Origin of the sequence: Hoylesella buccalis ATCC 35310 (genome assembly GCF_025151385.1) — a bacterium.
In the GTDB taxonomy this organism is placed as follows: domain Bacteria; phylum Bacteroidota; class Bacteroidia; order Bacteroidales; family Bacteroidaceae; genus Prevotella; species Prevotella buccalis.
In genome coordinates this window covers 386,201-412,996 of sequence record NZ_CP102287.1, presented here as the reverse complement: position 1 = coordinate 412,996, position 26,796 = coordinate 386,201, and the positions used below count along the sequence as shown (strand labels likewise).

Genomic DNA, 26,796 nt, shown 5'->3' with positions numbered 1-26,796 from the left:
ATTTTTTCTTTTTAATTTATTTCTTAAGCTCTTTCAGGATATTGTTCAGTTTTGTTTGAACGCTGGCATCCATACGGTAAGAATCATATTCAAGGATAAAGCCTCCTATGATGTCTGGGTCGACTTCTGTTTGGAACTCAACCGTAGCCTGAGACTTGTTTTGAACCATCTGTTTCATTTTTTGCTCCACCTCAGGCGTGACTGTTGTTGCAGTAATCAATCGGCCACTGATGATATTTTTCTGTTTTCGATAGAGCGTAATATAAGATGTGGCCATCATCTGGATGACATTCTCTCTGCCTTCTTGTAGAACCAGCTGGATAAATTTCTCTGTCAATTCAGACAGATTCTTCCCACAAGCAGCTTGCAAAAGTGCTTGCTTTTTGTCCTTTTCAAGCATGGGATTGTCAATTGTAGAACGCAGTTCAGGTACACGATTATATTGATCAGCAAGAGTTAACATCTCCTGATAAACCTGATCTTCCAGGTTCTGCTCCATCGCACATTTTAAAAGCGCCCTCGCATATCTGACTGATATTACACCTATAGCCATATCCTTTTACTCGTTATTTTTACCAACAGAAATGTCATTCAGCAGTTTGTTGATTAACTCCATTTGACTCTCATCTGAAGAAAGTTTCTCGCGAACAATCTTTTCTGCTACCTGAACGGAAATCTCAGCTACCTGTGTGCGAATGTCTCGAATGGCATTCTGCTTTTCTGCTTCTATTTCAGCTTTTGCCTCATTGAGCAATCTGGAACCTTCATTTGTAGCTTTCTCCTGAGCTTTCACAACAATCGCATCGCGAGTATCCGCCGCATCTTTCAATATTTGTGCCTGCTTTTCTCTCGCATTTTGGAGCATGGCTTCCCCCTCTTTCTGTATGTTTGCAAGTCTTTCATTGGCCTCATGAGCCTTTCTCAAGCTGTCGTCAATGAATTCCTTTCGGCTATTCACCATATTGACAATTGATGGAAAGCCCCATTTCCATAAGATGGCCAATACAATGATAAAGACGATGGCCATCCAGAAAAACAATCCAAAATCAGGAGTTATTAATGACATAAGCTATTATTAATTTCTTGTTAATCAGTTGAAAGTGTATTTTCTACATCGACAGATGGCAAGACAAATACCATCTGCTATTTCAACTTCTACACAAACAATGAAAGCAGGGCAATGATAATCGAAAGGAATGCTGCACCTTCAATCAACGCGGCTGCAATAATCATGGAAGAACGCAAGTCACCAATCTTCTCTGGCTGACGTGCCATGGCATCCATAGCATTACCACCAATACGTCCGATACCGATACCTGCGCCAATTACAGATATACCACCGCCAATTGCGGCACCTACTTTTGCAACAGCATCTGCTGCTAATAATAATGATAACATAGTCGTTTTAATTTTAAGTTATTATTTTAATATATTTCAATTCTTACTCTAAGGAGGCATTGTGTTCCTTAACATGAGCGAGTGAGATAAAGACTGCGCTCAACATGGTAAACACTAATGCTTGGATATAGCATACCAACAGTTCCAGCAACATCATGAAGATGCTCATCAGGACGCTGACAACAGTCATCAAAGTACCTGATACTGGGTTGATGGCAAACATGATAAAGATGATGCAGGCAAACGATATGGCAATGGCATGGCCAGCCATCATGTTGGCAAACAATCGAATCATCAAGGCCAGAGGCTTTGTGAGGATTCCAAAGAACTCGATAAAAGGCATCAAAGGAATCGGTGCCTTCATCCACAAAGGGACGTCTGGCCAGAAGATTTCTTTCCAATATGCCTTCGTTCCTGTTAAGTTCGTTACCAAGAAGGTGCATAGAGCCAAAAAGAAAGTACAGGTGATATTCCCCGTAAGGTTACCTCCTCCTGGCGGAAAAGGTATGACACCCATGAAGTTGGAGATGAGGATGAAGAAAAAACAGGTTAACAAGTATGGAGCATACTTATCAGCTTCTTTACCCAATGTCGGTTTAATTACATCATCATATACCGACATGACAAACATGTGAACCAACCCCGTAAATCCTCCAGGTGCTGGGTCACTTGGTTTATGATTGCGACACCATCTGGAAGGAATCAGTATACAGAGAAGCAAGATAATGGCATTAATAAACAGAATGACAACGGTCTTGGTGATTGATATGTCGAAAGGACGAACCTCTTCTCCATTCACCATCTCGCAAATCTTATTCTCGTGTACTTCGTTATTTGCAATATACAAACCATAAGGACCTGGCCTGTTACCTTGTTCATTGGGTTCATGGGCAAATTCATTACTGCAAAAGACATGCCATCCTGTCGAGCTTTTAACGATAATCGGCAGATGTAACACGATTGGCTTGCCCATAAAGTCAGTTATGTGCCACTCGTAGGAGTCTTTAATATGGCCCATCAAAATCTCCTCCAAGTCAATATTTTCCTTTTCCTGGTCAGCAGCCATCGCTGGAGAAAGAACCAGAAACAGGGTCAATAGACAGAAGATATGTTTGATATATTTCATTTCTTAATGCTTATTTGATTCTTCTTCTCTACTCGGGAAAAATATGTTGCGTCGTAAATAATCATCGCTAAATAGTAAATCGAGAACATAGCAGCGAATGCAATGACTTGTGTTCTTGTTCGAACGATGAGGCAATACGCCAGGACAACCAGTATTCCAACAAAAAACTTCACAGCCATGGCTACCAAGTAGAAGCCTGTTAGCTTCGTTGGAGATGTCTTAGCTGTTTTCTTCCACAAAGCAGCGTAGACCCAGGTTGAGGTTAAAAAATATAGCACACAAACCACCAGTCCTGTCAGCATGGCTGTGTTGGAAGTGATTTGAATCGCCAATAAGAAGACTAGCATGAATCCTGCAATGATCCATAAACCAACTTTCTTATATTGTTTAACCACAGAATCGATCATAAACTTGCCGTCTATTATACTTCTACACAAAGTGAAACGTCGTTCTGCTTCACCTGAACAAAGCCACCCAGAATATCGATTTTCTGCTTTTGCTGATGTGTTTTATATTCCACCACTCCTTCTTCCAGAGAAGAAATAATGGGAGCATGATCTGTTAAGATCTCAAAGCTTCCTAATGTTCCAGGCACCAGTACGCTTTCCACCTCGCCATCAAACACCACCTTTTCAGGAGAAACTATTCTTAGATGTAACATATATCTCTTCCTGTTTTGTGATTATCCCTGTGCTGCCGCAAGCAATTTCTTACCTTTCTCAATGGCATCCTCTATGGTACCCACGTTCAGGAAGGCCTGCTCAGGCAGGTCATCAACCTCACCATCAAGAATCATATTAAATCCTTTAATGGTGTCTTCAATGGAAACCATCACACCTTTCACGCCAGTAAACTGTTCGGCCACCGTAAACGGTTGTGACAAGAAACGCTGTACGCGACGCGCACGGTTCACAATTTGTTTATCATCATCAGACAACTCGTCCATTCCAAGAATGGCAATGATGTCTTGTAATTCCTGATAGCGTTGCAAAATTTGTTTTACTCTTTGCGCACACTCATAATGTTCTTTGCCAACAATCAATGGATCGAGGATACGCGAGGTAGATCCTAAGGGGTCTACAGCCGGATAAATACCCAGCTCTGTAATCTTACGGCTCAACTCGGTCGTAGCATCCAAGTGTGTGAATGTCGTAGCAGGAGCAGGGTCTGTCAAGTCATCTGCCGGCACATAAACAGCCTGAACGGATGTGATAGATCCCCTCTTGGTTGATGTAATGCGCTCTTGCATCACGCCCATTTCAGATGCCAGGGTAGGTTGATAACCTACAGCCGATGGCATACGACCCAGCAAAGCAGATACTTCAGAACCTGCCTGCGTGAATCGGAAGATGTTGTCAACAAAGAACATGATATCTGCATGTTCACCCTGACCAGCAACGCCCTTGTCACGAAACTGCTCGGCAACGGTCAAACCCGACAAAGCAACCGATGCACGGGCCCCAGGTGGCTCGTTCATTTGTCCATACACGAGTGTAGCCTGTGATTGTTTCAATGCCTCTGGATCGACCAATGACAAATCCCATTTGCCTTCATCCATGGCTTTGCGGAATTTATCACCATATTTAATCACCCCCGATTCTATCATGTCCCGAATCAAGTCGTTGCCTTCACGCGTACGTTCTCCTACGCCAGCGAAGACCGAATAGCCGTTGTGACCTTTGGCGATGTTGTTGATTAGTTCCATAATCAACACCGTCTTTCCTACACCGGCACCACCGAACAATCCAATTTTTCCACCTTTCATATAAGGTTCCAGCAAGTCAATCACCTTGATGCCAGTTGCCAGCATTTCTTTGTGCGTGGACAAGTCCTCAAACTTTGGAGGTTCTCTATGGATAGGATATGAATTATCCTTGGTCAACGCTTCCATTCCGTCAATCGCCTTGCCTACAACATTCATCATTCTACCCTTGATTTGTTCTCCAGAGGGCATGGTGATGGGACTTCCTGTAGGGATTACTTCCATTCCACGTTGCAATCCATCGGTATTATCCATGGCTACACAACGAACCGTGTCTTCACCTATGTGTTGTTGAGTCTCGATGATTAGCTCCGTTCCGTCTTGGCGTTTGATGCTTAAAGCATCATAGATTTTTGGGAGCACCTGATCTGAATCTTGCCCTTTGGTGTCAAAATAAACATCGATGACTGGCCCAATAATCTGAGAAATACGTCCGGTTATCTGTGACATGATTTTATATTTTATATCAATATTTTTCTAAATTAATCTTAAACTTAAGTCCTGCAAATATACGAAAATACTTTGTATAGCTCGTTGGCTTTGCCAGATATTAACAAAACCAATTGCTTTATTAACATATATTACCTTTGAAAACTTTCACTAAATACTCAGTTCATCAAGCACCTTGATGAGTTTTCGGTCAAAGGGTTTATCACTCCTAATGGCTTCTACCAGCGGGATATAATCTATCTCGTTGTTTTTTATACCTATCATGATGTTGCGTTGTCCTTGTATGATAGCCTCAACGGCCGACACGCCTGTTCGACTTGCCAAGATTCTATCGTGCGCGGAGGGGCGGCCTCCTCGTTGAAGATGCCCTAAAATGGTGACGCGAACATCATATCCAGGGAACTCTTTTCTTACACGCTCAGCGTAATACAACGCGCCACACTTAGGACTTTCGCTCACGATGACGATGCACGAGCGTTTTGATTTACGTATACCCCGCTCCATGAAGTGTCCCAATTGGTCCACGTCTGTTCTATCTTCGGGTATGATGGCAGCTTCTGCACCCGATGCGATGGCACTGTTTTGCGCCAAAAAACCGGCATCACGCCCCATCACCTCTACAAAGAAGATGCGTTCATGACTTTGTGCCGTGTCCCTAATTCGGTCTACGCATTCGACAATCGTGTTCAAGGTTGTGTCATATCCGATGGTGGAATCCGTACCATACAAGTCGTTGTCGATCGTACCGGGCAGGCCAATACAACGTACGTCGTATTCCTTGCCGAACTCCATGGCACCCCTCAACGAACCATTTCCACCAATCACGATTAGTGCGCCTATCTGATGTTTTTGCACATTTTCATAAGCTTTCTTGCGTCCTTCAGGTGTCATAAACTCTAAAGATCGTGCTGTTTTCAAGATTGTACCACCCGACATGATGATACCACTCACGTTTTCGGTCGTAAAATCCTTGATATCATCGTTGATCAGGCCATCAAATCCCTTGTATATACCTTTAATCTTAAAGCCATTACAGATACCCGCGCGCGTTACCGCACGGATGGCTGCATTCATTCCCGGAGCATCTCCACCAGAGGTCAAAACTCCTATTGTTGTTATATTATTCATACTTCAAAAAAAATATTTCATACAAAGATATATAGAGCCAGATAGCCTAACATGGTTCCCACCAATGCTTTCCATCCAATATTGCGCAAATACCAGACCACACGGATGCGTTCAGCCTTGATCAAGGCTAACCCACTCATCGAGCCAATGGCCAAGATGTTACCAGCAACGGCTGATGTGTATCCCACTATTTTCCAATATTCTCCGTCTTGTGCGAATGCCGACAGGGTGGCTGATGCGTGAACATTTTCCACTGCATGAAGCGACAGCATACCCATGCCTGTAGCAAAGTTGTCTAAGATGGTGCTCACCAGTGCGCTCACTGCGCCCAACATCCACACATTCTGCACTCCCTGGTCTAACAAAAGTGTAAACCGCTGCAAGAATCCTGTTTCCTGTAAAACACCGACAGCCAGCATGATGCCCATCACAAAGAGCATCATTTGCAGCACTCCGTATTGCAGCACGCGTGGTGTGCGGCGCTGTATCATCTGTTCTTCATTCATCAGTCGATGGTTGAACAATTCGTTCACCACCCAAAGAACGGATAGCACACAGAGCGCTCCGAGGAATGGACTCAACCGGGTGATATTACTAAACGACGGGATGAACCACAACCCACCAATGCCGATGAACAGCATCAACAATCGTTGCCGCACGTTGAGATTGGTATCATCGCCACGATAGGGCATCACAATCCACTCGGTCTGCATCCGCTCGGGCAACATCCGCCCCACCCAATAAGTTGGCAGTGCCCATGCAATGAGGCATGGGACGAGTAGCGACAGCGAATAGTTGGTTGGCGTAACGGCTCCTTGACTCCACAAAACCAGTCCCATGGGATCGCCGATAACCGTTAATGCTCCCCCACAATTGGCAGCCAAGACGATGGCCGAACCATAAATCATGCGGTATCGCCTGCTTGGAATAATCTTGTGCATGATGGTGAGCATCATGACCGTAGTAGTGAGGTTGTCGAGATTGGCCGAGATGATAAACGTCACAATGGCCAGCCGCCATAATATTTTCTTGCTACTGCGCGTCTTCAATAGTTGACTGATAAAATCGAAACAGCCATTATTGTTCAAAATCTCCACGATGGTCATCGTAGCCAACAAGAAGAGAACGATCTCGGAGGCATGACCCACATGCTTAAGAAACACGTGGCGGGCAATAAACTCTTTGACGAGTATTCCTGTAGACTCTGCTCCGTCCAAGAAGCTAACATAGTCGGTAGCGTGTCGGCTCATCACAAAATCAGTACCGTAACCGACATACAAAACCCATCCTACTGTTCCTGCAAAGATGGCAACAGCAGCTTTATTGACGTTCGTCTTGCTTTCTGTGGCTATCAAGAGAAGGCAGACTGCTAAAATACTGACAATGATGGGTGTCATGATAAAGCAACTTAATCACCGCAAAGATACTAAATATAATATGAATTAAACAAAACAATTGTGTGATTTTTCCATTAAAACCTCAAAACAGCTTTGTACTTCGATTTTGAATCTTCACATTGGACATGCTTGGCAAACTCATTGACTTTAATGGGCAATTGCATTGACTTTAACGGGCAAACTCATTGACTTTGGACTGCAAAACCAATGCTTTTAGATGAGCTTCAAGACCTACTGTTTATCAACTACTTACAGATACCTGTATTCATTAAAAAAGGCACAGGACGTAAACCCTGTGCCTTTGATTATTTTCCAATAAGATTGCCGTTTTGCTTGTAAACGAGCTTAATCTTCCTCTGGCGTGATGAGCTTATAGCCCTTGCCGTGGATGTTGATGATTTCAATCTGGTCGTCATCCTTCAAGTGCTTGCGCAACTTGGTGATGTAAACGTCCATCGAACGAGCGTTGAAATAGTTGTCGTCTATCCAGATGGTCTTCAAAGCAAAGTCACGCTGCAGTATTTCGTTCGCATGAGAGCAGAGCAAGGACAGCAACTCGTTCTCCTTGGTAGTCAACTTTGTTTGCTTGTCACCGATGGTGAGCAACTGCTTCTGCGTATCAAACACAAACTTGCCGATTTTGTAAACTGTGGCTTCCTTGTTTTTCTTACCTCGTACACGGCGCAAGATGGCCTCAACACGCAACACAAGTTCTTCCATGGAGAATGGTTTGGTGATGTAATCATCGGCTCCAATCTTGAATCCCTCGAGGATATCTTCCTTCAAAACTTTTGCTGTGAGGAAGATGATGGGCATGTCTGCGTTGGCCTGGCGTATTTCCTGGGCCAGCGTGAACCCGTCTTTCTTAGGCATCATCACGTCCAGGACGCAGATGTCAAACTTGTCTTTCAAGAACTCTCTATAGCCAACCTCACCGTCTGGGCATAATGTTGCGGTATAACCCTTAGCCTGTAAATACTCGCGAAGCAGCATTCCTAAATTCTCATCATCTTCACACAATAGAATTTTTATTTTCTCTTCCATAGTCTTGTATTTATTAATGAATAATTATTAATCTTTAATGACGGGGAGTTTGATTGTAAACTTAGTCCCCTTTCTGTACTCACTATCAACGGCTATCTCACCATCGTGCAGTTCCACAATTTGCTTGACATAAGCCAATCCCAGCCCAAATCCTTTCACATCGTGCACATTCCCTGTATGGACGCGGTAGAACTTCTCGAAAACTTTCTTCAAATTTTCTTTCTTGATGCCCAGTCCCGTGTCGCGAATTGACAGATACAAATGCTGATCATCGTTCCAAGTAGACATGTAGATGTCCAGCGGCTGGTCGGGTTTTCCGTACTTCACGGCATTGTCCATCAGGTTGAAGATGGCGTTTTGGAAGTGCACTTCATCAACGTAAATGGTAGAGTCAACGGCACCTATGTCCGTATATATCCTTCCTCCGGTATGTTCAACACGCAATGAGAACGAATGGGCAATGCTCTCAACCATCTCGTTGAGGTCCAATTCCTTCTTCTTGAACACGGTTTTCTTACGATCGAACATGGACATCTGCAACACCTTCTCCACCAAAAACCGCAGACGCTTGGTCTCTTCTTGTATCACCCCACCAAGATGGTTAATCATAGACTCGCTCTTGGTCAGGCTCTTGTCATTCAACATCTGCGCAGCCAACGAAATACTGGCGATTGGTGTCTTCAATTCGTGGGTCATGTTGTTCATGAAGTCGTTCTTAATCTCGGTATACCGTTTCTGCCTGAACACCACAACAATGGTGAAAATAAACGTCACCAGCAGGATGAAGGTGAAAACAATAGCTGGCATCATGAACCTTACTGAAGAAAAGATGTAGCTGTTCATATCGGGGAAGTGCACCTTCACCACACCCATTTTCGATGCGGGGTCATTACGGAACAGCACCTGTGAATAAGTATATTCCTCCCCTTTCTCTGAATAGTCAGAACATCTGTACACCTCGCGTCCATCCTGTGTCGTCACACGAAAGTGATATGGGATGTTGATTCCATTGTTCATCAGTTCCGACTTGAGGTCTTGATCCAACAATTTGAAGTTGATTCGCTCTTTCAGTGGCTTGTCAGAAGCTGAGTACAAGATGGAGTAAACCACTTCGTCGAGCAACGCTTTCTGGTAGATGTACCGGTTCTTGACAATCTCCTGCAACGACTTTGAAGCCTCAGACAGAGAGTTTTTATCGTTTTGCAGAATCATTCCCTTGGGCATCTGTGAGGGTTTCACTGTGATGGTCTTCAGCTCAAAGGCCGAATACATGGTTCCATCCTTGCCCGTCACCGAGAACTGGTGGGACTGTTGCAACGTACCGTCGGGCTTTCCTGAACGAGTTCCAATCGAGTCTTGTATATAAGCTCTCCGTTCTGTCTCGTTCACATCCTTCTGTAGGTAGCGCCACGTCTCGTTATATTCCAAGTTGCGAGATGCCTGGTTCAAGGCTCTGTTGACCGATTCGTCAAACTGTTCCTTCTTCATGTCGGCCATTTCCTGAAAGTATTTCAACTGCAGGAAAAGCAACACCAGGAACGAAAGCCCCATGATTGTCGAGATGACCCAAATTGTTCTCTTCTTCATACATCACAAAGATAACGTTTTTCTTAAACGCTTAACAATAAGCTGTTAAATATTTCTCTATTATTATCGATAATTAACGAATTGCATATTTATAATTATGCATATCAAATTATAAAACATAATCATCAAGAATGAGTATTAAGCTTGTGAACTTTTCAAACAGAAAAGGTGTGACATGGCAAACCACATCACACCTTTTAACTTGTAAAATAACGATTTATTCTTCCTCATTTGCGAGCTCAGCCTCATGCTCTTCAATGAGCTTCGTCTGCAAATCGTTTGGTACCAACTCGTAACTTGAGAACTTGGTCGTGAACGATGCACGTCCGCCGGTCAGAGAACTCAAAGAGATAGAGTAGCTGGACAATTCCTTCAATGGTATCTTGGCAGACAGTTTTTGGTATCCTGCCTCGCTATCCATTCCCATAATCAATGCGCGACGGCCTTGCAAATCGCTCATCACATCGCCCATGTAGTCAGCAGGAACATACACTTCCAAATCATAAATTGGTTCAAGAATCTTAGGACCAGCAGCCTTGAACGCCTGTGAGAAGGCATGACGCGCAGCCAAGGTGAACGACAATTCATTGGAATCTACCGGGTGCATCTTGCCATCGTATACCACAACCCGAACATCACGCGCATAACTTCCGGTCAAGGGGCCGTGCTCAATGCAGTCCATTACACCTTTCAGGATGGCGGGCATGAAACGCAAGTCAATGGCGCCACCAACCACAGAGTTGATGAATACCAACTTACCACCCCACTCTAAGTCGATTTCCTCCTTGCTCTTGATGTTCATCTTGAAATCCTGACCATTAAATTTGTAAACCGTTGGGTCAGGCATGCCTTCGGCATAAGGTTCTACAATCAGATGAACTTCACCAAACTGGCCTGCACCTCCCGATTGCTTCTTATGTCGATAGTCTGCTCTGGCTTGCTTGGTAATGGTTTCGCGGTAAGGTATTTTGGCATCCACAAAGGTCACTGGTAGCTTCTCATTGTTCTCCAAACGCCATTTCAAGGTACGCAAGTGGAACTCACCTTGTCCGTGAACAATGGTCTGGCGCAATTCTTTCGATTGTTCAACCACCCATGTCGGATCTTCTTGACGCATCTTCAGCAAGGCGGCCATCACCTTTTCTGTATCAGCTGAATTAACAGCTTTAATGGCACGACTGTACTTCGAATTAGGATATTTGATGAAGTCGAAACGCCACTCACAATCCTTTCCATTCAACGTATTACCCGTTTTAACGTCCTTCAACTTAACCGTGCAGCCTATATCGCCTGCGTTCAGCTGGTCTACTGCTATACGGTTGGCACCCGCACAAGCATACAATTGGCCAATACGCTCTTTCGATCCACGGTCTGCATTGGTCAAATCATCGCCTGATTTCACGCTACCACTCATAACCTTGAAATAAGATACCTCGCCAATATGCGGTTCCATACCGGTCTTGAAGAAGTAAAGTGACGTGGGACCTTGTGCATCTGGAGCCACTTCCTCACCGCGTGTATTGTGGATTTTCGGCATTTCACTCACAAAAGGAACAACATTTCCTAAGAACTCCATCAGTCTACGTACACCTTTATCCTCACCAGCGCAAACACAGAATACAGGGAAGATGCTGCGCGTAACAAGTCCCTTGCGGATTCCTTCACGCAATTCGTCCTCACTAAGTTTCTCTTCTTCGAAAAATTTCTCCATCAAACTATCATCATTCTCAGCAGCTGCTTCTACGAGTTGTCTATGCAGTTCCATGGCTTTTTCCATCTGGTCTTCTGGAATATCCTCAATAATAGGCATTCCACCTTCAGCCTTCCAGGAATACTTCTTCATCAACAGCACGTCAATGATTTCGTTAAAGTTGGCTCCAGTCTCCACTGGATATTGTATTTGAACACACTTGGAGCCATAAATATCTTTCATGGTATTGATGACAGCATCATAATCACATTTGTCTGAATCAAGCTGATTAACCAAGAAGATGACGGGCTTCTTCAGTTTTTCCGTGTATCTAAAGTTGTTCTGCGTACCCACTTCTGGTCCATATTGCCCGTTGATGAGAATCACAGCTTGGTCAGTAACATTCAAAGCAGTGATGGCTCCGCCCACAAAGTCATCCGAACCGGGACAGTCAATGATGTTCAGTTTTTTGTTATTCCATTCTACATGGAATACGGTAGGGAACACCGAATAGCCGTATTCCTGCTCAACTGGAAAATAATCACTGACGGTATTTTTGGCCTCTACTGATCCACGGCGCTTGATGATACCACTGCCAAACAGCATACTCTCGGCAAGTGTGGTCTTGCCGCTACCCGCACTGCCAAGCAATGCGATGTTTTTAATTTCGTTCGTTTGATATACTCTCATAACGGTTATAGATTTTAAAAAGGGTTAGTATTACGTTATTTAAGATTATGCCGTCTAAGTTAGGCATTTTTTGAATAAAGACAAAAGTATTATAGAAAAAATATAACATATTTAAATCAAATTAGTACTTTTGCATGAAAATAGTCCATACCCATGGCAGGCTTATACATACACATTCCTTTTTGCGCCAGTCGCTGCATTTATTGTGGCTTCTACTCCACCACGCACCTTGATGTGCGCCAACAATATGTTGATGCTTTGTGCCGAGAGATGCAGCTAAGACGCCATTACCTGCCCACGACAGAAGACACAGGTGCTGTTGCTCAGCCTCTGATTTCCACCATATATTTAGGTGGAGGTACCCCTTCCCAACTCACTCCCGCACAACTTCAACAGATTTTCAGTACCATCGTCACGGTTTTCTTTCAGGGAGAAGATACGCTGATGCGCACCCATTGTGAGGTAACCATGGAGTGTAATCCCGACGATATCACCCCATCATTTGTCCAATTTCTACAGCGTTCGCCTGTGAACCGTGTGAGCATGGGTGTACAATCATTCAGCAACGAGCGATTGAAGTTTCTTCACAGGCGCCATCATGCGGAAGATATTTCTCCTGTGGTGCAGCAACTTCGAGGCATCGGCATTGACAACATCAGTGTAGATTTGATGTTTGGTTTTCCCAACCAAACACTCGACGAATGGAAACTGGACATCCAAAAGGCCCTTGCGCTGCGGGTTGAACACATCTCGGCTTACAGTTTGATGTACGAAGAGGGCACACCACTCTATCAACTACTAAGCAATAAAAAGGTGAAAGAAATTGATGACGAACTTTCTTTGACCATGTATCAAACTTTAGTGGATGAGCTGAAAGCTTCTAGATATGAGCACTACGAAATCAGCAACTTCGCTAAACCGGGCAAACGGAGCCAACACAACAGCAGTTATTGGCACGCTATACCCTATCTGGGCATCGGTGCGTCGGCCCACTCGTACGACATTCAATCGCGACAGTGGAACGTTTCCAATATCAAGGAATACATCTCATCCATCGAACAAGGTGAGATTCCTTTCGAACGCGAATGCCTTGACGACGATACACGCTACAACGACTTGATAACAACCGCACTGAGAACATCGGAAGGCATCAACTTATCGACACTCACTCCTAAACACAGGACGTATCTTTTACAACAAGCAGAAAAGCAAATCGCCCAAAACCTCTTGGAGATTCGGGGCGATTCAATTCGTTTGACGACGCAAGGACTGTATGTGAGCGATGCCGTTATGGCTGATTTAATCTACGCTTAAAAGCTTCGTATGCCTGTGCTTTGACCTCTTTTTCTACCTCATCCAACGGACGATGACCAGAAACAGCTGACTTAACCCAGACACATACCAAGAATACGACAATGACAGCTCCCGCAGAGGCCAACCATTTCAGCACCTCGCTCTCACTCCTAACCACGTTGAACGTCAAAATTCCCACCACAACAGGCAAGGCCCAAAGCAGCCAATCGAAACCCGTTCGCATCTTATAGCTTTCTTCTATCTCCCGATACTCTTTGTTTTTTGCCAGAAGTTCACGGCGGTTTTCCAGCCAATAACGCTCAAAGTCCTCCTCCATCATGCTTCTTCCTCCTCGGTACGCTTAGGCAACGCCAAGTTGAGTACTACGCCCGTAATGGCACTCAGGCCAATACCACTCATCTTGGTCAGTTCGTTATCGCCACCAGGAAGCAAAAAGAAGACCAGGGTACTTAAAGCAATGCCACCTATTATAATAAGCAGCACTTTTACCAAACCTTGCTTCATGGCATTGGCATAAACCAAACAACTAACCATAAGAATACCGATGAGTACGCCACGCAGACTGAAATCGAGCATCGCACCACCAATTCCCAGCGTTAAAGTCACCGATACTATAATGATATTGCGTTGATTGTTAAGATTCACTTTGTGCTGTATCAGATTTTGAACTCCCACACTGGCAATGGTTCCAAACAGCAACAGCATGATTCCTCCCAGTACTGCTTGCGGAATACTCTGCAACAGAGCACTCAGCTTTCCAATCACAGAGAACACGATGGCCGTCAATGCTGCGATGCGAATGATCTGCGGATGAGTCACTTTGGTAATCTGCATGGCACCCGTCACCTCCGAGTAAGTGGTCACGGGAGGGCCACCAAAGAAGGCTGCCGCAAGACATGCCAACCCATCACCCAACATCGTGCGGTGCAAACCCGGCTCTTTCACGAAGTCTTTGTCAGCCACTGCGTTCACCACATACACGTCGCCAATGTGCTCTATCACCGGTGCAATGGCAACAGGAATCATGTAGATAAATGGCTTCCAAGCAAACTCGGGCCAATGAAAATGGGCCAATGAGCCTGGCAAGGCAAACCATGATGCCTCATGCACTTTCGTGAAATCCACTTCACCCATCAGGGAAGCGACGATGAACCCTACCACAATGCCACACACGATGGGCACTAATTTAATTAACCCCTTGCCGAGTGTCAGTACAAGGATGGCCGTCACCAAGGATACAAAGGCCAATGTCCAGTTCTCTTTGGCCATGTTCACGGCCGATCCCGACAAGGACAAACCAATGAGGATAATCACCGGACCGATGACAACGGGCGGGAACAACCGATCCAGGAGCTTCCTTCCCTGCCATTTAATCAATGCACTCATCACAAAATAAACCAAGGCTACGCCAGCAATACCCGCCAATGTACCAGCCATGCCCCACATCTTGGAGGCCTCAATGATAGGTGCGATGAAAGCAAAGCTCGAGCCTAAGAAAATAGGTACCTTCCCTTTCGTTACCAAATGAAAGATGAAAGTACCTATACCAGCGGTAAACAGTGCGGTTGCCGGATCCAAACCCACCAGCAATGGAACCAAAACGGTTGCACCGAATGCGACAAAGAGAAATTGCACTCCCACAATTCCCTTACGTAAAGGAGTTAATTCAATGGTATTCATCATGCAGGCAAAATTACAAATTAATATCGAATTGTGAATAAAAAAACAACAAATGATTGCTACAGTGCAAGAAAATGAATATCTTTGTCTTGGTCAATCGTACCTTGTACGGTTTGCACAACACCTCTTGCTTCATCTGATATGACGAACATCAATAACAAAACATACTTTATGAAAATCAAGAATTTACTTTTACTCGCCTTGACTGTCTTCGGCCACCTGACATTACAGGCGCAAGACGACATCAAACTAATCGTTGGAACCTATACCAATGGTACCAGCAAAGGCATTTACTCGTTCAACTTCAATCAATCCACCGGAAAGGCCACCCCTCTCGACACGCTCGAACTGAAGAACCCATCCTTCCTGACACTCGCCTCAGACGGCACGATGATTTATGCCGTTAACGAAAACCATGACGAGTCGGCAGCGGTCAACGCCATCACGTTTGACAAGACAACGGGACAAATGCAGCTGCAAAGTTCGTTCCCCACGAAGGGCGCAGACCCTTGCTATGTGGAGACCAACGGCAACCTGTTGCTGACGGCCAACTATTCAGGAGGCTCCATGAGCGTGTTCCCCTTGAACGTAGACGGGTCGCTCTCAGCCATGTCGCAACAATTCAAAGGCTCGATAGGTGGACCAAACCCTGAGCGTCAACAGGCGCCACACGTTCATTGCGCACGATTCCTTCCCGATGGAAATGGCGTTATTGCCACCGATTTCAGTGCCGACCAACTGCTGCGTTTCGAACTGGAAGACATGAAATCACTGGGCAACGCAAAGGTTACCGCAAAGCTGTCCAAAGGTTCAGGACCGCGCCATATCGCCTTCAGCACCGACAGCAGGTTTGTTTATGTGATGAGCGAACTGTCGGGAGCGGTTACTGCATACCAATATAACTTTGGCAATATGAAGAAAATACAGGAGATACAGTCTGATGAAGTGGGCGCACAAGGCGGCGCAGACATTCACGTTTCACCCGACGGCAGATTCTTGTATACCAGTAACCGACTGAAAAATGACGGCATTGCCATCTTCAAAATCAATCAAAAAACAGGCTTGTTGACAAAGGTAGGCTATCAGCGAACAGGCATCCACCCACGTCATTTCAACATTACACCCAACGGACGGTTCTTACTTTGCGCCTGTCGCGACGACAACACCATTCAGGTTTTCCGCATCAACAGTGCTAATGGCTTACTGACCGACACACATCAAAACATCTCTGTGGATAAGGCAGTGTGCGTACAGTTCTACCCCATCGTGATGCAACCTGACATCCAGGGTGACGGTGTGTTTAGGGTGATAGAGGTGACAAAATAAGTTTGTATTTTCATCTGTCAAAAACCATCATCTCCCTTCTGACCTATTTTAGTCCTTATAAATGACAAAAAAATGGCCATCGTAAAATGATGAAATAGAAAAAATCAATAGGCAAACGACACGCCTACATGACTTTTATTTCCAACAAATAGGTTGTTTTAGCATAAAGTCATTGAGATAGTGCGGCAATAGCATACATATTGCCGCACTATCTGTATGCTATTGCGGCTCAACTGCATTGTTTTTTCACCGTTTTTCTTGGCTTTTTTGGGAAAAATCGGGGGTGAAAAAACCTGTTTTTTCACCTCTAATTCCACAACACCCTGATTCACTTTGATTTATACAAATCGCCCATATTTCGCGTGTTTACGTCGAACTACTTGGTGGTTTGCGAATAAGCCAAGCACGGAAACATGTTTGTAAAAATCTTTCTAACACGATAACAGAATTCTCCCAGGCAAATATTGTATCTACTCCCCTCCCCTTTGGGGAGGGGTTGGGGGTGAGGCTCTTTCTTCTATCTCTTCCAAATAATATAGATAATCACCGGTGCGCCAATCAATGGAGTTACGGCGTTGAGAGGCAAGATGCCTTGCGAACCGGGCAACACGCAAACAAGTTGGCACAAAAGAGCAATCAACGCCCCCATGGCCATGGTGATGGGAAGCAATTGAAGATGGTTGTCGGTGCCAATCACAAGACGCGCCAAGTGTGGAACGGCAAGCCCGATGAATGCCACCGGACCGCAATATGCCGTGGTAACGGCCGTGAGCCATCCAGTAATCACCAAGAGCCAACTGCGCATCGTACGCACGTTTACGCCCAAGTTGCGCGCGTATGTTTCGCCCAACAACAGCGCATTGAGGGGTTTGATCAGCAAGACGGAACCCACCAACCCTATCACAATCGCACCAGTAAACATGGGCAGTTGCGACAACGACACGCCGCCAAAGTTTCCCATGCCCCACATGGTAAACGACTTTACGCCTTCTTGGGTGGCGAAAAAGTTGAGAAGGGCGATGGCAGACGAAGCCAAATAACCAATCATCATACCGATAATGAGCAGCATCACACTGCTTTTTACCCACTGGGCGAACATAAAAATGATGCCTGTCACGGCCATGGCTCCCACAAACGCAGCCAACAAGACAGCCCATGCCCCACCTACGCTGAACAAAGCCGTAGACACACTTCCGCCCAGCAACAGCATAACGAGAGCCACGCCTAATGCGGCCCCGCTGTTGATGCCAAAGATAGAAGGACCTGCCAAGGGGTTTTGAAACGACGTTTGCAATAGCAAACCGGAGGTAGAAAGTGCGGCCCCGCACAGCAACGCCGTGAGGGCTTGCGGCAAACGCGACTGGAGGATGATGAATTGCCAACTGGGTTTGCCCACATCTTGTCCGCACAAAATAGTCAACACATCCTGCGTAGGTATCGCAACGCTACCTACCAACAAGTTGAGCATCAGCAGAAGGCAGATGCAAAACGATAAAGCCAAACTCAAAACGATGGTATTGTTCTTTGTCATACCAAAGGGCAAAGTTAGTTAAAAAGTGGGATAAAATGGCTAACTTTGCACACGGAATAAAGAAACAGGATATGGAAAATCAGTTTACTCGAACCGAAATGCTCTTTGGCACCGCTGCCCTGGAAAAGCTAAGCCAATCGCACGTCATGGTTTTTGGCGTGGGCGGCGTGGGCAGTTATGTGGTGGAAGTGCTGGCACGCAGCGGAGTTGGAGAAATCAGTTTGGTAGATAACGACGAGGTAAGCCTCTCGAACATCAACCGACAACTGGTGGCATTGCATTCAACCCTCGGGCAAAAAAAAGTTGAGGTGGCGCGAAAGCGCATCTTAGACATCAACCCCCACTGCAAAGTGCATGCGCATGCGCTGTTTTATTTGCCGGAAACAGCACATGAAATTGACCTGTCAGCTTGCGATTATGTGGTAGATTGCATTGATACCATGGCTGCCAAACTGGAGATTATCAAACAATGTGATGCGCTGCACATACCCATGATTGCCTGTATGGGGGCAGCCAACAAGATGGATGCCACTCGTTTTAAGGTGACAGATATCAGCAAAACGCAGATGGACCCGCTGGCAAAGGTTATCAGAAAGAAACTTAGAAAGTTGGGAATTACCCACCTCAAGGTGGTTTATAGTGACGAAGAACCCCGCAAACCGTTTCCCATAGCGTCAACCAATGAGGACTCATCAGCACCAGAACCCGCATCATCAGCACCAATCGTTACTAATAAAAAGCGGTCTGTACCGGCCAGCAATGCGTTTGTTCCTGCTGCCGCCGGACTGATTGTTGGGGGTGAAGTGGTGAAAGATTTGTGTGATTTATAGCTTAGAGTCAGGAGTTAGCGGGAGTTAAGATGGGAGTAAGTGGGGACTAGAATGGGAGTTAACTGGAGTTATTAGGAGTTAAGAGGGAGTTATCAGACAAATGTCCGTTTACTCCCGATAACTCCCATTTTACTCCCATTAACTCCTTTAAAACGCCCAGTCACCGCCTTTACTGCCCCAGCTTCTGCAAGATATAATCCCTACACTTCTCCATGAGCCACTTAGGCGTGCTGGTAGCACCACAAATGCCAACGGTATTGACACCTTGTAACCAATCGAAATCTATTTCGTCCACATCCTCTATATGGTAACTATTGGGGTTCACGCGCTTGCACTCTTTGAATAAGACACGCCCATTCGAGCTCTTTCGGCCACTCATGAAGAGTATCAAATCATGCTTAGACGCAAAGTTAGCAATGTTAGGCATACGGTTCGCTACCTGTCTACAAATGGTGTCAAAGCTGCGAAAGACGGCATCGCGTGAGATGTGCGATTGTATGTAATCAATCACACGATGAAACTCGTCGAGGCTCTTGGTGGTTTGCGAATACAAATAAATGTCGCGTGAGAAGTCCAACAGCTTCACGTCGTCTACCTTTTCTATCACAATCGCATTGCTTTGGGTTTGACCTACCAAGCCCAACACCTCGGCATGACCAGTCTTTCCGAAGATCACAATTTGCGCATCAGGATGATTTTCGTATTGTTTTTTAATGCGGCGTTGCAACGCCAGCACCACGGGACAGGTGGCATCTATAATCTCGATGTTGTTTTTTCGAGCCAATTCGTAGGTTTCAGGGGGTTCTCCATGTGCTCTCAGCAACACCTTCACATCGTGCAGTTGGCGCAAATCATCGTGGTTAATGGTCACCAGTCCGCTTTCATGCAGACGCTTCACTTCAATACCATTATGCACAATGTCGCCCAAACAATACAGCGTTTCTCCCTTGGCCAATTCTTCCTGTGCTTTCTGTATGGCGGTCGTCACGCCGAAACAAAAGCCACTGCCACTATCAATTTCTATTTGTACCATCGGAAAATCAGTTCACATGGATATCAATAATCACCTTAGGCAACTCCGGGTCGTTGGTAATCATCAAGATACGAGGTTTACTCTTAGCCTTTTTCAATTGCGCTGCGATAGCCGTCACTTTGAGTTTGGCGGTCTGACCAGGTTCCAATTTCGACTTGTTGAGCGATATCTGCAAACCTCCGGTGAACATTTGTACGTTCTCTATCTCGAGCTTGCTCTTCCCTATGTTTTGGATGAAGATTTGTCCTTTCAGCTTTTTCTTACGCCCAAAGGTGCCCAAATCCAACTTGGTTGCAGAGAGTTGCATCTTTGGTTGGGGCATGTGCGCGGCTGTTGCCTGATCATCGAATTCAGGTAGAAGTACAGCAGAGACTGTCAACTCATTATCTGGATTTACTTTATCGCCCGGAACAAAACCCATAAAGATGGATGTCTGGGTCAGTCCGTAGTCGCGTATCAGCTTGGAATTCAAGGTGATGGTTGCAACGCCGGCTCGGCCTGGCGCAATGCGTGAGGGTGAAACGTCGGCTGAAAGATAGTTGGGTAGATGCATCAAGATGGGCTGTGCCATCTGCGTCGTGTTGTTCTTGATGTGTATCTTAGCCTGCGGACGCTCGCCACGATTCACATCATCAAACTCGATGTTGTTGACATCGGTTTGCAACAGGCCTAAAGTAAAGGGATAAGATCCGCCGAAATCAATGATTTCATCCACGACTTTACCCTTGATGGTCAACTCCAAAGGAGCGGCAGAGCCATTGCTGTAAATGCGAACCAGCTTGTTGAAAGTTCCCATTTGCTTGGCATCATAGGTGACTTTCACGACAGCCGAACCGTGAGAAGCGATGGCTTGGCGGGGATAATCCACAGAGGTGCAGCCGCAACTGGTCAGCACTTTGCTGATAGCGATCGGCTTGTCGCCGGTGTTCCTGATGTCATACGCCACCGTCACGGGAGCCTTATAAACGACTTGTCCGCAATCTATCACCTCGTTGACGGCTGTCATCTGCTGCGCAGAAGACAGGAGTGGAAGCGCCATGAGCGCGAATATTATGAGTTTTCGATTCATCTTTTATTGTATATTCAATGTTTTTGCAGCCTCCCTACCATTGTACTCCGGACTGTAAGCACACTGAATGGTGCAAATGCCCGTTTGGTAGGTTCCGGCTCTGTCTATGTAATAGTCGGTTTCTATGCGATGTTTTCCTTTGCCAAGGCGGTCGAAATAATAGTTGGTGGCATTGTCTTTGGGCGCACAGTAGTAGCCTTGATGATAGCCACTCAACTGACCTATCGGTTCAAGACATGCCGCACGCTTATCCTGTAGCTGCACGAAGTCGTAGTCGCGGTCGGCCTCTATCTCAATTCTCACGGTCACCCTGTCGCCCACTTTCAGATTCGTTGCAGGCTTACCATTATATAATAAGGTACGAGTTACCTTAATTCCAGACGACTGACTGGCCACTTCGGTAGATTTCTGCATGAACTGTGCGTACACAGCTCCCCATGATGTACCGGCTGAAGTCTTGCTCACAGCAAGCGTTCGCACATCCTTGCCCGGCTTCGACACCTTGACATAACCCAGACCTGCGGTGGCCTTAGGCAGGTCAACAGGCTGGTTGTCTATCTTGATAACGGCATCTTGGGATGACTGGGTGAGCTTTTCGGTGGCTCCATGCAAGAAGGCAAACACCGCATTCACGCTGTTAATGGGCGTATCCCAAGCCTGTGTGCGCTTGGATTGCAGCAGCCAGCGTTGCATTTCCTCAATGCTGGGGTCGCCAGGACGCAGACGTTTTGTGGCCTCAATGGCTGCCACCTGCGAGGGTATGCGATAGTCGCACCAGGTGTACTGGGCACGCGGCGTATCGAAATAGCGTCCCATTTCCTCTTTGTAAACACTATATTCGTTGATACTTTGCAGATATTCCTTGGCCAATTCGTGTTTACCATACTGTGAAAGGATAATCGCAGAATTGGCTTTTCCATAGATTGTCAATGCCGAAGGCTTCTTGGCGAGCAAGTCAACAAGGTATTTAACGGTGGAGGTCCATGGTCTTTCTGCCAACGCATGGATGTACAAATAGTCGCAAGCCGCCTCGCTGGGAGCCAGATTCTTGTTTCCTTTTGCTTTCAATTCTTTCAATTGAGCCACCTCTTCGGCTGCTTTCTTGTCCAAGTATGCAAGAGCCTGCCGAATGATTGACGTAGTTACCTGCTGCTTACCAATGAGCACATTCAACCGAACCAACATCTTGACAACGGCTGTTGTCATGTATCGACTGCCCGACATGCCCTTCCACCAGCTGAAAGAGCCATCGGGATTTTGTAGTTTTGACAGCTTGTCGAGGGCGGAGTTCAATCGGTAGTCCATCGAGTTTGGGTCAAAGAAAGTGACCAGTTGCTGCTTCTGCTCGCTCTCTTTGTTTGCATCGGCCACCCAAGGCGTTTCTTCAAGTACCATTGTTTTGAGTGATTGGTTCTTCTCCAGACTACTCATGAGCGAGGTCTCGCCACCCTTTTCCTGCTTCCACAGGCTAATGGTCGACTTCAGTTGCGGTGCCTCGTTCAACAGATAACGCCCAATGCTGTTGGCATAGTAGGCTGCTGCCAGACTGATGGCATTGTCGGCGTCGGGCGTTCCCATCGAGGGCAGTGCCTGAACCATGAGCCATGCTGGGTTATTGGTGTATTCGATGGTCAGCCGATTGGCAGCATCATCCACGGGGAAGAGCTGTTTCAGGTCAATCATCTTGGTGCCGGGGGCATGCTGCGTGAAGGGTACGGTGGTGGTCACCCATTCCTTCGCGGGCAGAATGGGCAGGTAGTGTTGCTCGCCATCGCTGTATCCCTTCCCGCTTACCATGACCCGTGCGATGAGCAACGACAGCTGCGGATGGGTGGCGAGCAGACGAGTTACGTCGAAATCGAAGGCTACCGATACGGTTGTGTCGGGCTGAAGACGGCAGGACTGCTGTTTACTAAACACCACACCTTCGGTCTCCGGGTTGAGCAACTCCAGTTGCACGGTGCCTTCAACCACTCGCTTAGAGGTACTGATGATGCGCGTCGACAGCGTGGCATGGTCGCCCATACGCACAAAACGCGGCATATTGGGCTGCACCATGACGGTCTTTTGCGCCACAACCTCGTCCTTGAGCATACCATGACGCATCGCCTTGTCGTGCGCAAGGCCCATGAACTGCCATGTAGTGACACTCTCTGGCAAGATGAATCGCAGGCTCACGTTGCCTTTGTCGTCAGACAACAAGGCCGGAAAGAAGAAGGCTGTCTCGCTCAAGTTCTCACGAACGCTCATTCGTGAGGCTGGTTGTTGGGGCTGAGATGCCTCTGCCAAAGCTGGCGAAGCGGTGTCATCAGCAAATTCTTCCCTTGCATTGCCCCCTCCAGCTGTCGATTTCAGCACCATGGCACCTGACTGCTTGGCCGTCGCAGACATAGGCATGGCCTTCATCGCACGGCTTCCATACAGCCTGATATCAGGGGCATAGCCTACGAGGAACACCTCATCTCTCTGGCCGAAACTTGTAAACACATTGTCAAAACGACTGAAATCAAGATTCCGTTCACGAAGAGACGCGATGGGAGCATCACCATAGAGAACAGCTTCAGCAAAGTTTAACCCGCTCCATTGGGTGAAAGGCAAAGCTGGATGGTAAGTGGTATTGAGCTTCCAATCGTGTTTTCTGATTTCATTGAGCGTCTGGTCGAACAACACAGCCATCAACTGAGCCTGCGCTGGCGAGCCATCTGGCTTGGTAATTTGCAACGACCACTCTTCCTTTTGCCCTGGGGTGAGGCGATTGCGGAAAGTCTTCCATGTGACCATCAACCGCTTGTCGGGCTGCGGTTTTTGTATCATCTGACGATGACTGTATAGCTTACCATTCTTCACCCATGCGTAGTTGACAAGCAATCCCTTGTCATATTGGGGCAGATAAGTCAGCTTCTTCTTAATCAGTTGGTTGTTGATTTCAAGGGTTCCACTATCTATGACACGGTCGCCAGCAATCATCGTGTACACTACATGCACCTGCCTGTCAGACGAACCAAACAACAGATACACCGGTTTGCCCTTGTGTGGGAATGTGTCTGATGTGACATAAAAGAAATCGGAGGTCTTGACAACAGGTTTCTTGTCATCAAGAGAGAAAATAACAAACTTCTGGTCAAGCGTATCGTTGCCGCAAATGGCAACTAAATGATGCTCGCCCGAAGACAGATTCTTCAATCCCTGAACGGTCGGCTCATTGGTTTTTGCTGAATAAGCATGCCCATCTATCGTATAATTTACTTGTCCATCGACAGGCTGACCAGCGTTATTGATGTACCTGAAGGTCACAGGCTGGATGCTGTCTCGCAAACTTTGAGCCGGCAAGTTACAGGTGAGCAAGGTTGGTTTGTCGCTCAATGGTAGCCGAGTTGCAGCCGAATGGCTCTCTCCGCCAGCGTCAGTGACATCGACATGAACCTCGAACGAATAGTAACGTGCAACGTGATGGCTGTAATCATCGGGCATCTCCATCGGCACAGGAACCGTGAAGCGTCCGTCACCGTCAGTCACCAAGGTGTCTTTGGCGACCATAACCTCCCGATCTTTATTCATACGATAGAACCACCACATGGCAGGTTTGCGCACAACCGTATAACTAACTTTGGCTGATTGGACAGGAACACCAGCGAAACTCTTTACATGTCCAACCACATTCACGGTGTCACCCGCCTGATATTTCTCTTTCACGTCATCGAAAGAAACCTGGAAAGTAGGACGTTTATATTCTTCAACCGAGAAAGATTCGTAACCGCTGTTGCCAAAGTTTGTGCGCAATGAGAACATGCCAGTAAGTCCAGAGGATGGCAAAACAAAGTCGGTTGACGCCGTTCCAAAGTCGTCTGTAACCACCTCTTTGGTGGCTACAACCTTATAATTGGCATCACGCAACGTCAAGGTCATGGCCTGATGGGCAACTGCCTCGGTACGTTCATCATCCACCCTTCGGTAAACAATGGCTGCGGCATGCACAGTCTGTCCAGGACGATAGATGCTTCGATCCGTATAAAGCTCAACCTGCGGACGAACTGGGACTCGGTCTTTTGGGAATTGTCCATACGCATTGAAATAAGTTTCCGCACAAGCTTGGTCCTCATCTGTATAAGGATAAATGGATTGATAGGACGACCTACCCATTTGGTGCACCACCTCTCCTTGCGCATTGCAGGTCAAGGTTTGGGAATGTCGCTTGTTGTCATAATTGTTACCGTTTGTGATTCTGATCTTAGCGTTCGGCAATGGCTGTCCTGTGGTTGCACTCACAACAACCAATCGTACCCTGTTGTTGGGCAGTTTCTGTGACATGAGATACATATCGCTGACCCGTAACAAGGCTCGCTGTGGCTTGATGGATTTATTGGTGGTGGTCATCTCTACGAGATACACGCCAACTGGCAAGCCTTTGATGGTCATCGTGTCGCGCATGACCTGATAGTCTGGCAAACCAACGTATCGCTTTGAGGCTGTGTACACGGGTGTTTTAGATACAAGATGCGACTTGATTCTTGCATAGTCACGCGAGTCATTGGGATCAAATGAAGTATCGCCTTTCAGATTGAGGCGCCACACCGACATGTCCAACTGATCGATATTACAGATTTGCATGATGACCACCTGTCGCTCCTTGTTAGGAATCTGGACGCTTTCACCCAGTGAAAGATGGAACATTGGCAACGTTAACCGTGCCTGGGCATTGCGAAGAATGTTCATGCGAGGCCACGCTCCCCATTGGGTTAGTGCATAATTTATGTAGTTCATCTTGCTTTCGGCAGAAGCATCGTCAGCCTGTTCCATAAAACGATAGCGCTCAATGGCCAGTTCACCTGCCACAGGAAGATCTTTATAGTGGTCAATCAATGAATCGATGGTCAGCAGATATTTCGACTTCCTCACCTGCATCACGTCCCCATCTCTATCTTGTCGCACGCGCAGCAAGGCCGTGATGCACGCAGCAGGACGGTTGTTTTGTTTTTGATAATAATCGTGCAGCATCCCATAAGCCTCAGCCTCCATGCCCAATACATGCAAGAGATCGTTGCCGAAAATCTTACTGTCGATGCCTTCTATCACCATGGGCACATACTCCGAGGCCTTATGAGCAGCCAACAAGTCGGGATGCGACAAGGATTTGCGGTAATACTCCTCACTCAACTCCTTACTATTGTCCGACAATCGCTCATTCTCCCGATAGCGACGACCTAACGACGATTGATAAACAGCAGCTAAGACCGGATCCTGCTTCTCGGCCTTCTGCATGCTGGCGACTAGCCTTTCCACTTCTATGGTCAATGAATCGGGCGACACTTGACTAGCGAGGGAGCCGTGTAGCAATTCAGCTTTCAAGAGATGGCCGTATCGTTTATCGGCCTGTGCCTTGGTTATAATCTTCTTCAGCACATTCATGGACGTCTTAGGTAGATCCTTCTGTTGTGCTCGCTCATACTGCTTCCAAAGTACAGTATAACTGTCTGCCATCAGGTGAGACGGCAGCATCAGTAAAGAAGCTATCAACATCATTATGATTTTTTTCATACCTTAACCCTTGTTTTTATAAAAGACTTAGGAAGCATGCAGATGACAGAACTATATTCTACCAAAACACACACCGTTCGTTATTTGCAAAGATAGTGCAAGCCGAAGGCAAAGGAAGTTTACTTACTTTGTTAAGGCGCAGCCTATCTTATGCAAAAACAGCGCAAACCGAAAGCAGTCAAACTACGTTTGAATTGCTGAGGTGT

At 46.4% G+C, this 26,796-nt stretch carries 21 protein-coding genes; 3 read left to right on the top strand and 18 right to left on the bottom strand.

Annotated elements, in window-relative coordinates; all coding sequences use genetic code 11:
• Positions 1–16: 16 nt before the first annotated feature.
• From NQ518_RS01810 to NQ518_RS01755, 12 genes are all read right to left on the bottom strand, one after another.
• On the bottom strand, positions 17–553 hold the full coding sequence (locus NQ518_RS01810) for a F0F1 ATP synthase subunit delta (protein WP_227205578.1): 537 nt from the start codon (positions 551–553) through the stop codon (positions 17–19).
• A gap of 6 nt (positions 554–559) precedes the next feature.
• Positions 560–1,066 carry a F0F1 ATP synthase subunit B gene (atpF, locus tag NQ518_RS01805; RefSeq protein WP_227205580.1) on the bottom strand — a complete coding sequence of 169 codons (507 nt, stop codon included), beginning with the start codon at positions 1,064–1,066 and terminating at the stop codon, positions 560–562.
• 89 nt (positions 1,067–1,155) lie between these two features.
• The gene (gene atpE / locus NQ518_RS01800) at positions 1,156–1,398 is read right to left on the bottom strand and encodes an ATP synthase F0 subunit C (protein ID WP_004350460.1); all 243 of its coding nucleotides are present in this window, start codon (positions 1,396–1,398) and stop codon (positions 1,156–1,158) included.
• A 43-nt stretch (positions 1,399–1,441) separates the two neighbouring features.
• Positions 1,442–2,524: a F0F1 ATP synthase subunit A gene (atpB, locus tag NQ518_RS01795; RefSeq protein ID WP_227205582.1), complete on the bottom strand. Its 1,083-nt coding sequence runs from the start codon at positions 2,522–2,524 to the stop codon at positions 1,442–1,444.
• Positions 2,521–2,931, bottom strand: a complete 411-nt coding sequence (locus tag NQ518_RS01790) for a hypothetical protein (protein ID WP_040563116.1) — start codon at positions 2,929–2,931, stop codon at positions 2,521–2,523. The genes atpB and NQ518_RS01790 overlap by 4 nt, the downstream gene beginning before the upstream one ends.
• Before the next feature lie 14 nt (positions 2,932–2,945).
• On the bottom strand, positions 2,946–3,185 hold the full coding sequence (gene atpC / locus NQ518_RS01785) for an ATP synthase F1 subunit epsilon (protein ID WP_004350464.1): 240 nt from the start codon (positions 3,183–3,185) through the stop codon (positions 2,946–2,948).
• 21 nt (positions 3,186–3,206) lie between these two features.
• Positions 3,207–4,736: a F0F1 ATP synthase subunit beta gene (gene atpD, locus NQ518_RS01780; protein WP_227205584.1), complete on the bottom strand. Its 1,530-nt coding sequence runs from the start codon at positions 4,734–4,736 to the stop codon at positions 3,207–3,209.
• Between the two features lie 150 nt (positions 4,737–4,886).
• On the bottom strand, positions 4,887–5,864 hold the full coding sequence (gene pfkA / locus NQ518_RS01775; RefSeq protein ID WP_227205586.1) for a 6-phosphofructokinase: 978 nt from the start codon (positions 5,862–5,864) through the stop codon (positions 4,887–4,889).
• 17 nt (positions 5,865–5,881) lie between these two features.
• Positions 5,882–7,261 (bottom strand): SLC13 family permease, encoded by a 1,380-nt coding sequence (locus tag NQ518_RS01770; protein WP_227205588.1) that lies wholly within the window; start codon positions 7,259–7,261, stop codon positions 5,882–5,884.
• 345 nt (positions 7,262–7,606) lie between these two features.
• Complete coding sequence (gene rprY, locus NQ518_RS01765) at positions 7,607–8,305, bottom strand: response regulator transcription factor RprY (RefSeq protein WP_004350468.1); 699 nt, start codon at positions 8,303–8,305, stop codon at positions 7,607–7,609.
• Positions 8,306–8,332: 27 nt separating this feature from the next.
• On the bottom strand, positions 8,333–9,892 hold the full coding sequence (locus NQ518_RS01760) for a sensor histidine kinase (RefSeq protein ID WP_227205590.1): 1,560 nt from the start codon (positions 9,890–9,892) through the stop codon (positions 8,333–8,335).
• Between the two features lie 217 nt (positions 9,893–10,109).
• Entirely contained in the window at positions 10,110–12,272 is a 2,163-nt protein-coding gene (locus tag NQ518_RS01755) for an elongation factor G (RefSeq protein ID WP_227205592.1), read from the bottom strand.
• Between the two features lie 153 nt (positions 12,273–12,425).
• Between NQ518_RS01755 and hemW the strand changes: the two genes are divergently transcribed.
• Positions 12,426–13,586: a radical SAM family heme chaperone HemW gene (gene hemW / locus NQ518_RS01750; protein WP_227205594.1), complete on the top strand. Its 1,161-nt coding sequence runs from the start codon at positions 12,426–12,428 to the stop codon at positions 13,584–13,586.
• On the opposite strand, the gene NQ518_RS01745 is transcribed toward hemW, so the two are convergent.
• Both NQ518_RS01745 and NQ518_RS01740 read right to left on the bottom strand, forming a co-directional pair.
• Positions 13,561–13,905 carry a hypothetical protein gene (locus tag NQ518_RS01745; RefSeq protein WP_227205596.1) on the bottom strand — a complete coding sequence of 115 codons (345 nt, stop codon included), beginning with the start codon at positions 13,903–13,905 and terminating at the stop codon, positions 13,561–13,563. The genes hemW and NQ518_RS01745 overlap by 26 nt on opposite strands.
• Positions 13,902–15,266, bottom strand: coding sequence for a uracil-xanthine permease family protein (locus NQ518_RS01740; protein ID WP_227205689.1), 1,365 nt, complete (start codon positions 15,264–15,266; stop codon positions 13,902–13,904). Before NQ518_RS01740 ends, NQ518_RS01745 begins: the two co-directional genes overlap by 4 nt.
• A gap of 171 nt (positions 15,267–15,437) precedes the next feature.
• Here NQ518_RS01740 and NQ518_RS01735 point away from each other — a divergent pair, with 171 nt between their 5' ends.
• Entirely contained in the window at positions 15,438–16,592 is a 1,155-nt protein-coding gene (locus tag NQ518_RS01735) for a lactonase family protein (protein ID WP_227205597.1), read from the top strand.
• 517 nt (positions 16,593–17,109) lie between these two features.
• On the opposite strand, the gene NQ518_RS01730 is transcribed toward NQ518_RS01735, so the two are convergent.
• The gene (locus NQ518_RS01730; protein WP_260107752.1) at positions 17,110–18,123 is read right to left on the bottom strand and encodes an iron ABC transporter permease; all 1,014 of its coding nucleotides are present in this window, start codon (positions 18,121–18,123) and stop codon (positions 17,110–17,112) included.
• Between the two features lie 71 nt (positions 18,124–18,194).
• Here NQ518_RS01730 and NQ518_RS01725 point away from each other — a divergent pair, with 71 nt between their 5' ends.
• Positions 18,195–18,953, top strand: coding sequence for a tRNA threonylcarbamoyladenosine dehydratase (locus NQ518_RS01725; RefSeq protein ID WP_227205693.1), 759 nt, complete (start codon positions 18,195–18,197; stop codon positions 18,951–18,953).
• Positions 18,954–19,122: 169 nt separating this feature from the next.
• Here the strand turns inward: NQ518_RS01725 and NQ518_RS01720 are convergent, their stop codons facing one another.
• Genes NQ518_RS01720 through NQ518_RS01710 form a run of 3 tightly spaced genes read right to left on the bottom strand, consistent with a single transcriptional unit; the run spans position 19,123 to position 26,590 of the window.
• A complete protein-coding gene (locus NQ518_RS01720) occupies positions 19,123–19,986 on the bottom strand; it encodes a 4-hydroxy-3-methylbut-2-enyl diphosphate reductase (protein ID WP_227205599.1) in 864 nt (287 codons plus the stop codon).
• A gap of 7 nt (positions 19,987–19,993) precedes the next feature.
• Positions 19,994–21,055: a DUF1573 domain-containing protein gene (locus NQ518_RS01715; RefSeq protein ID WP_227205601.1), complete on the bottom strand. Its 1,062-nt coding sequence runs from the start codon at positions 21,053–21,055 to the stop codon at positions 19,994–19,996.
• 3 nt (positions 21,056–21,058) lie between these two features.
• Complete coding sequence (locus NQ518_RS01710) at positions 21,059–26,590, bottom strand: alpha-2-macroglobulin family protein (protein WP_227961022.1); 5,532 nt, start codon at positions 26,588–26,590, stop codon at positions 21,059–21,061.
• Positions 26,591–26,796 lie beyond the last annotated feature (206 nt).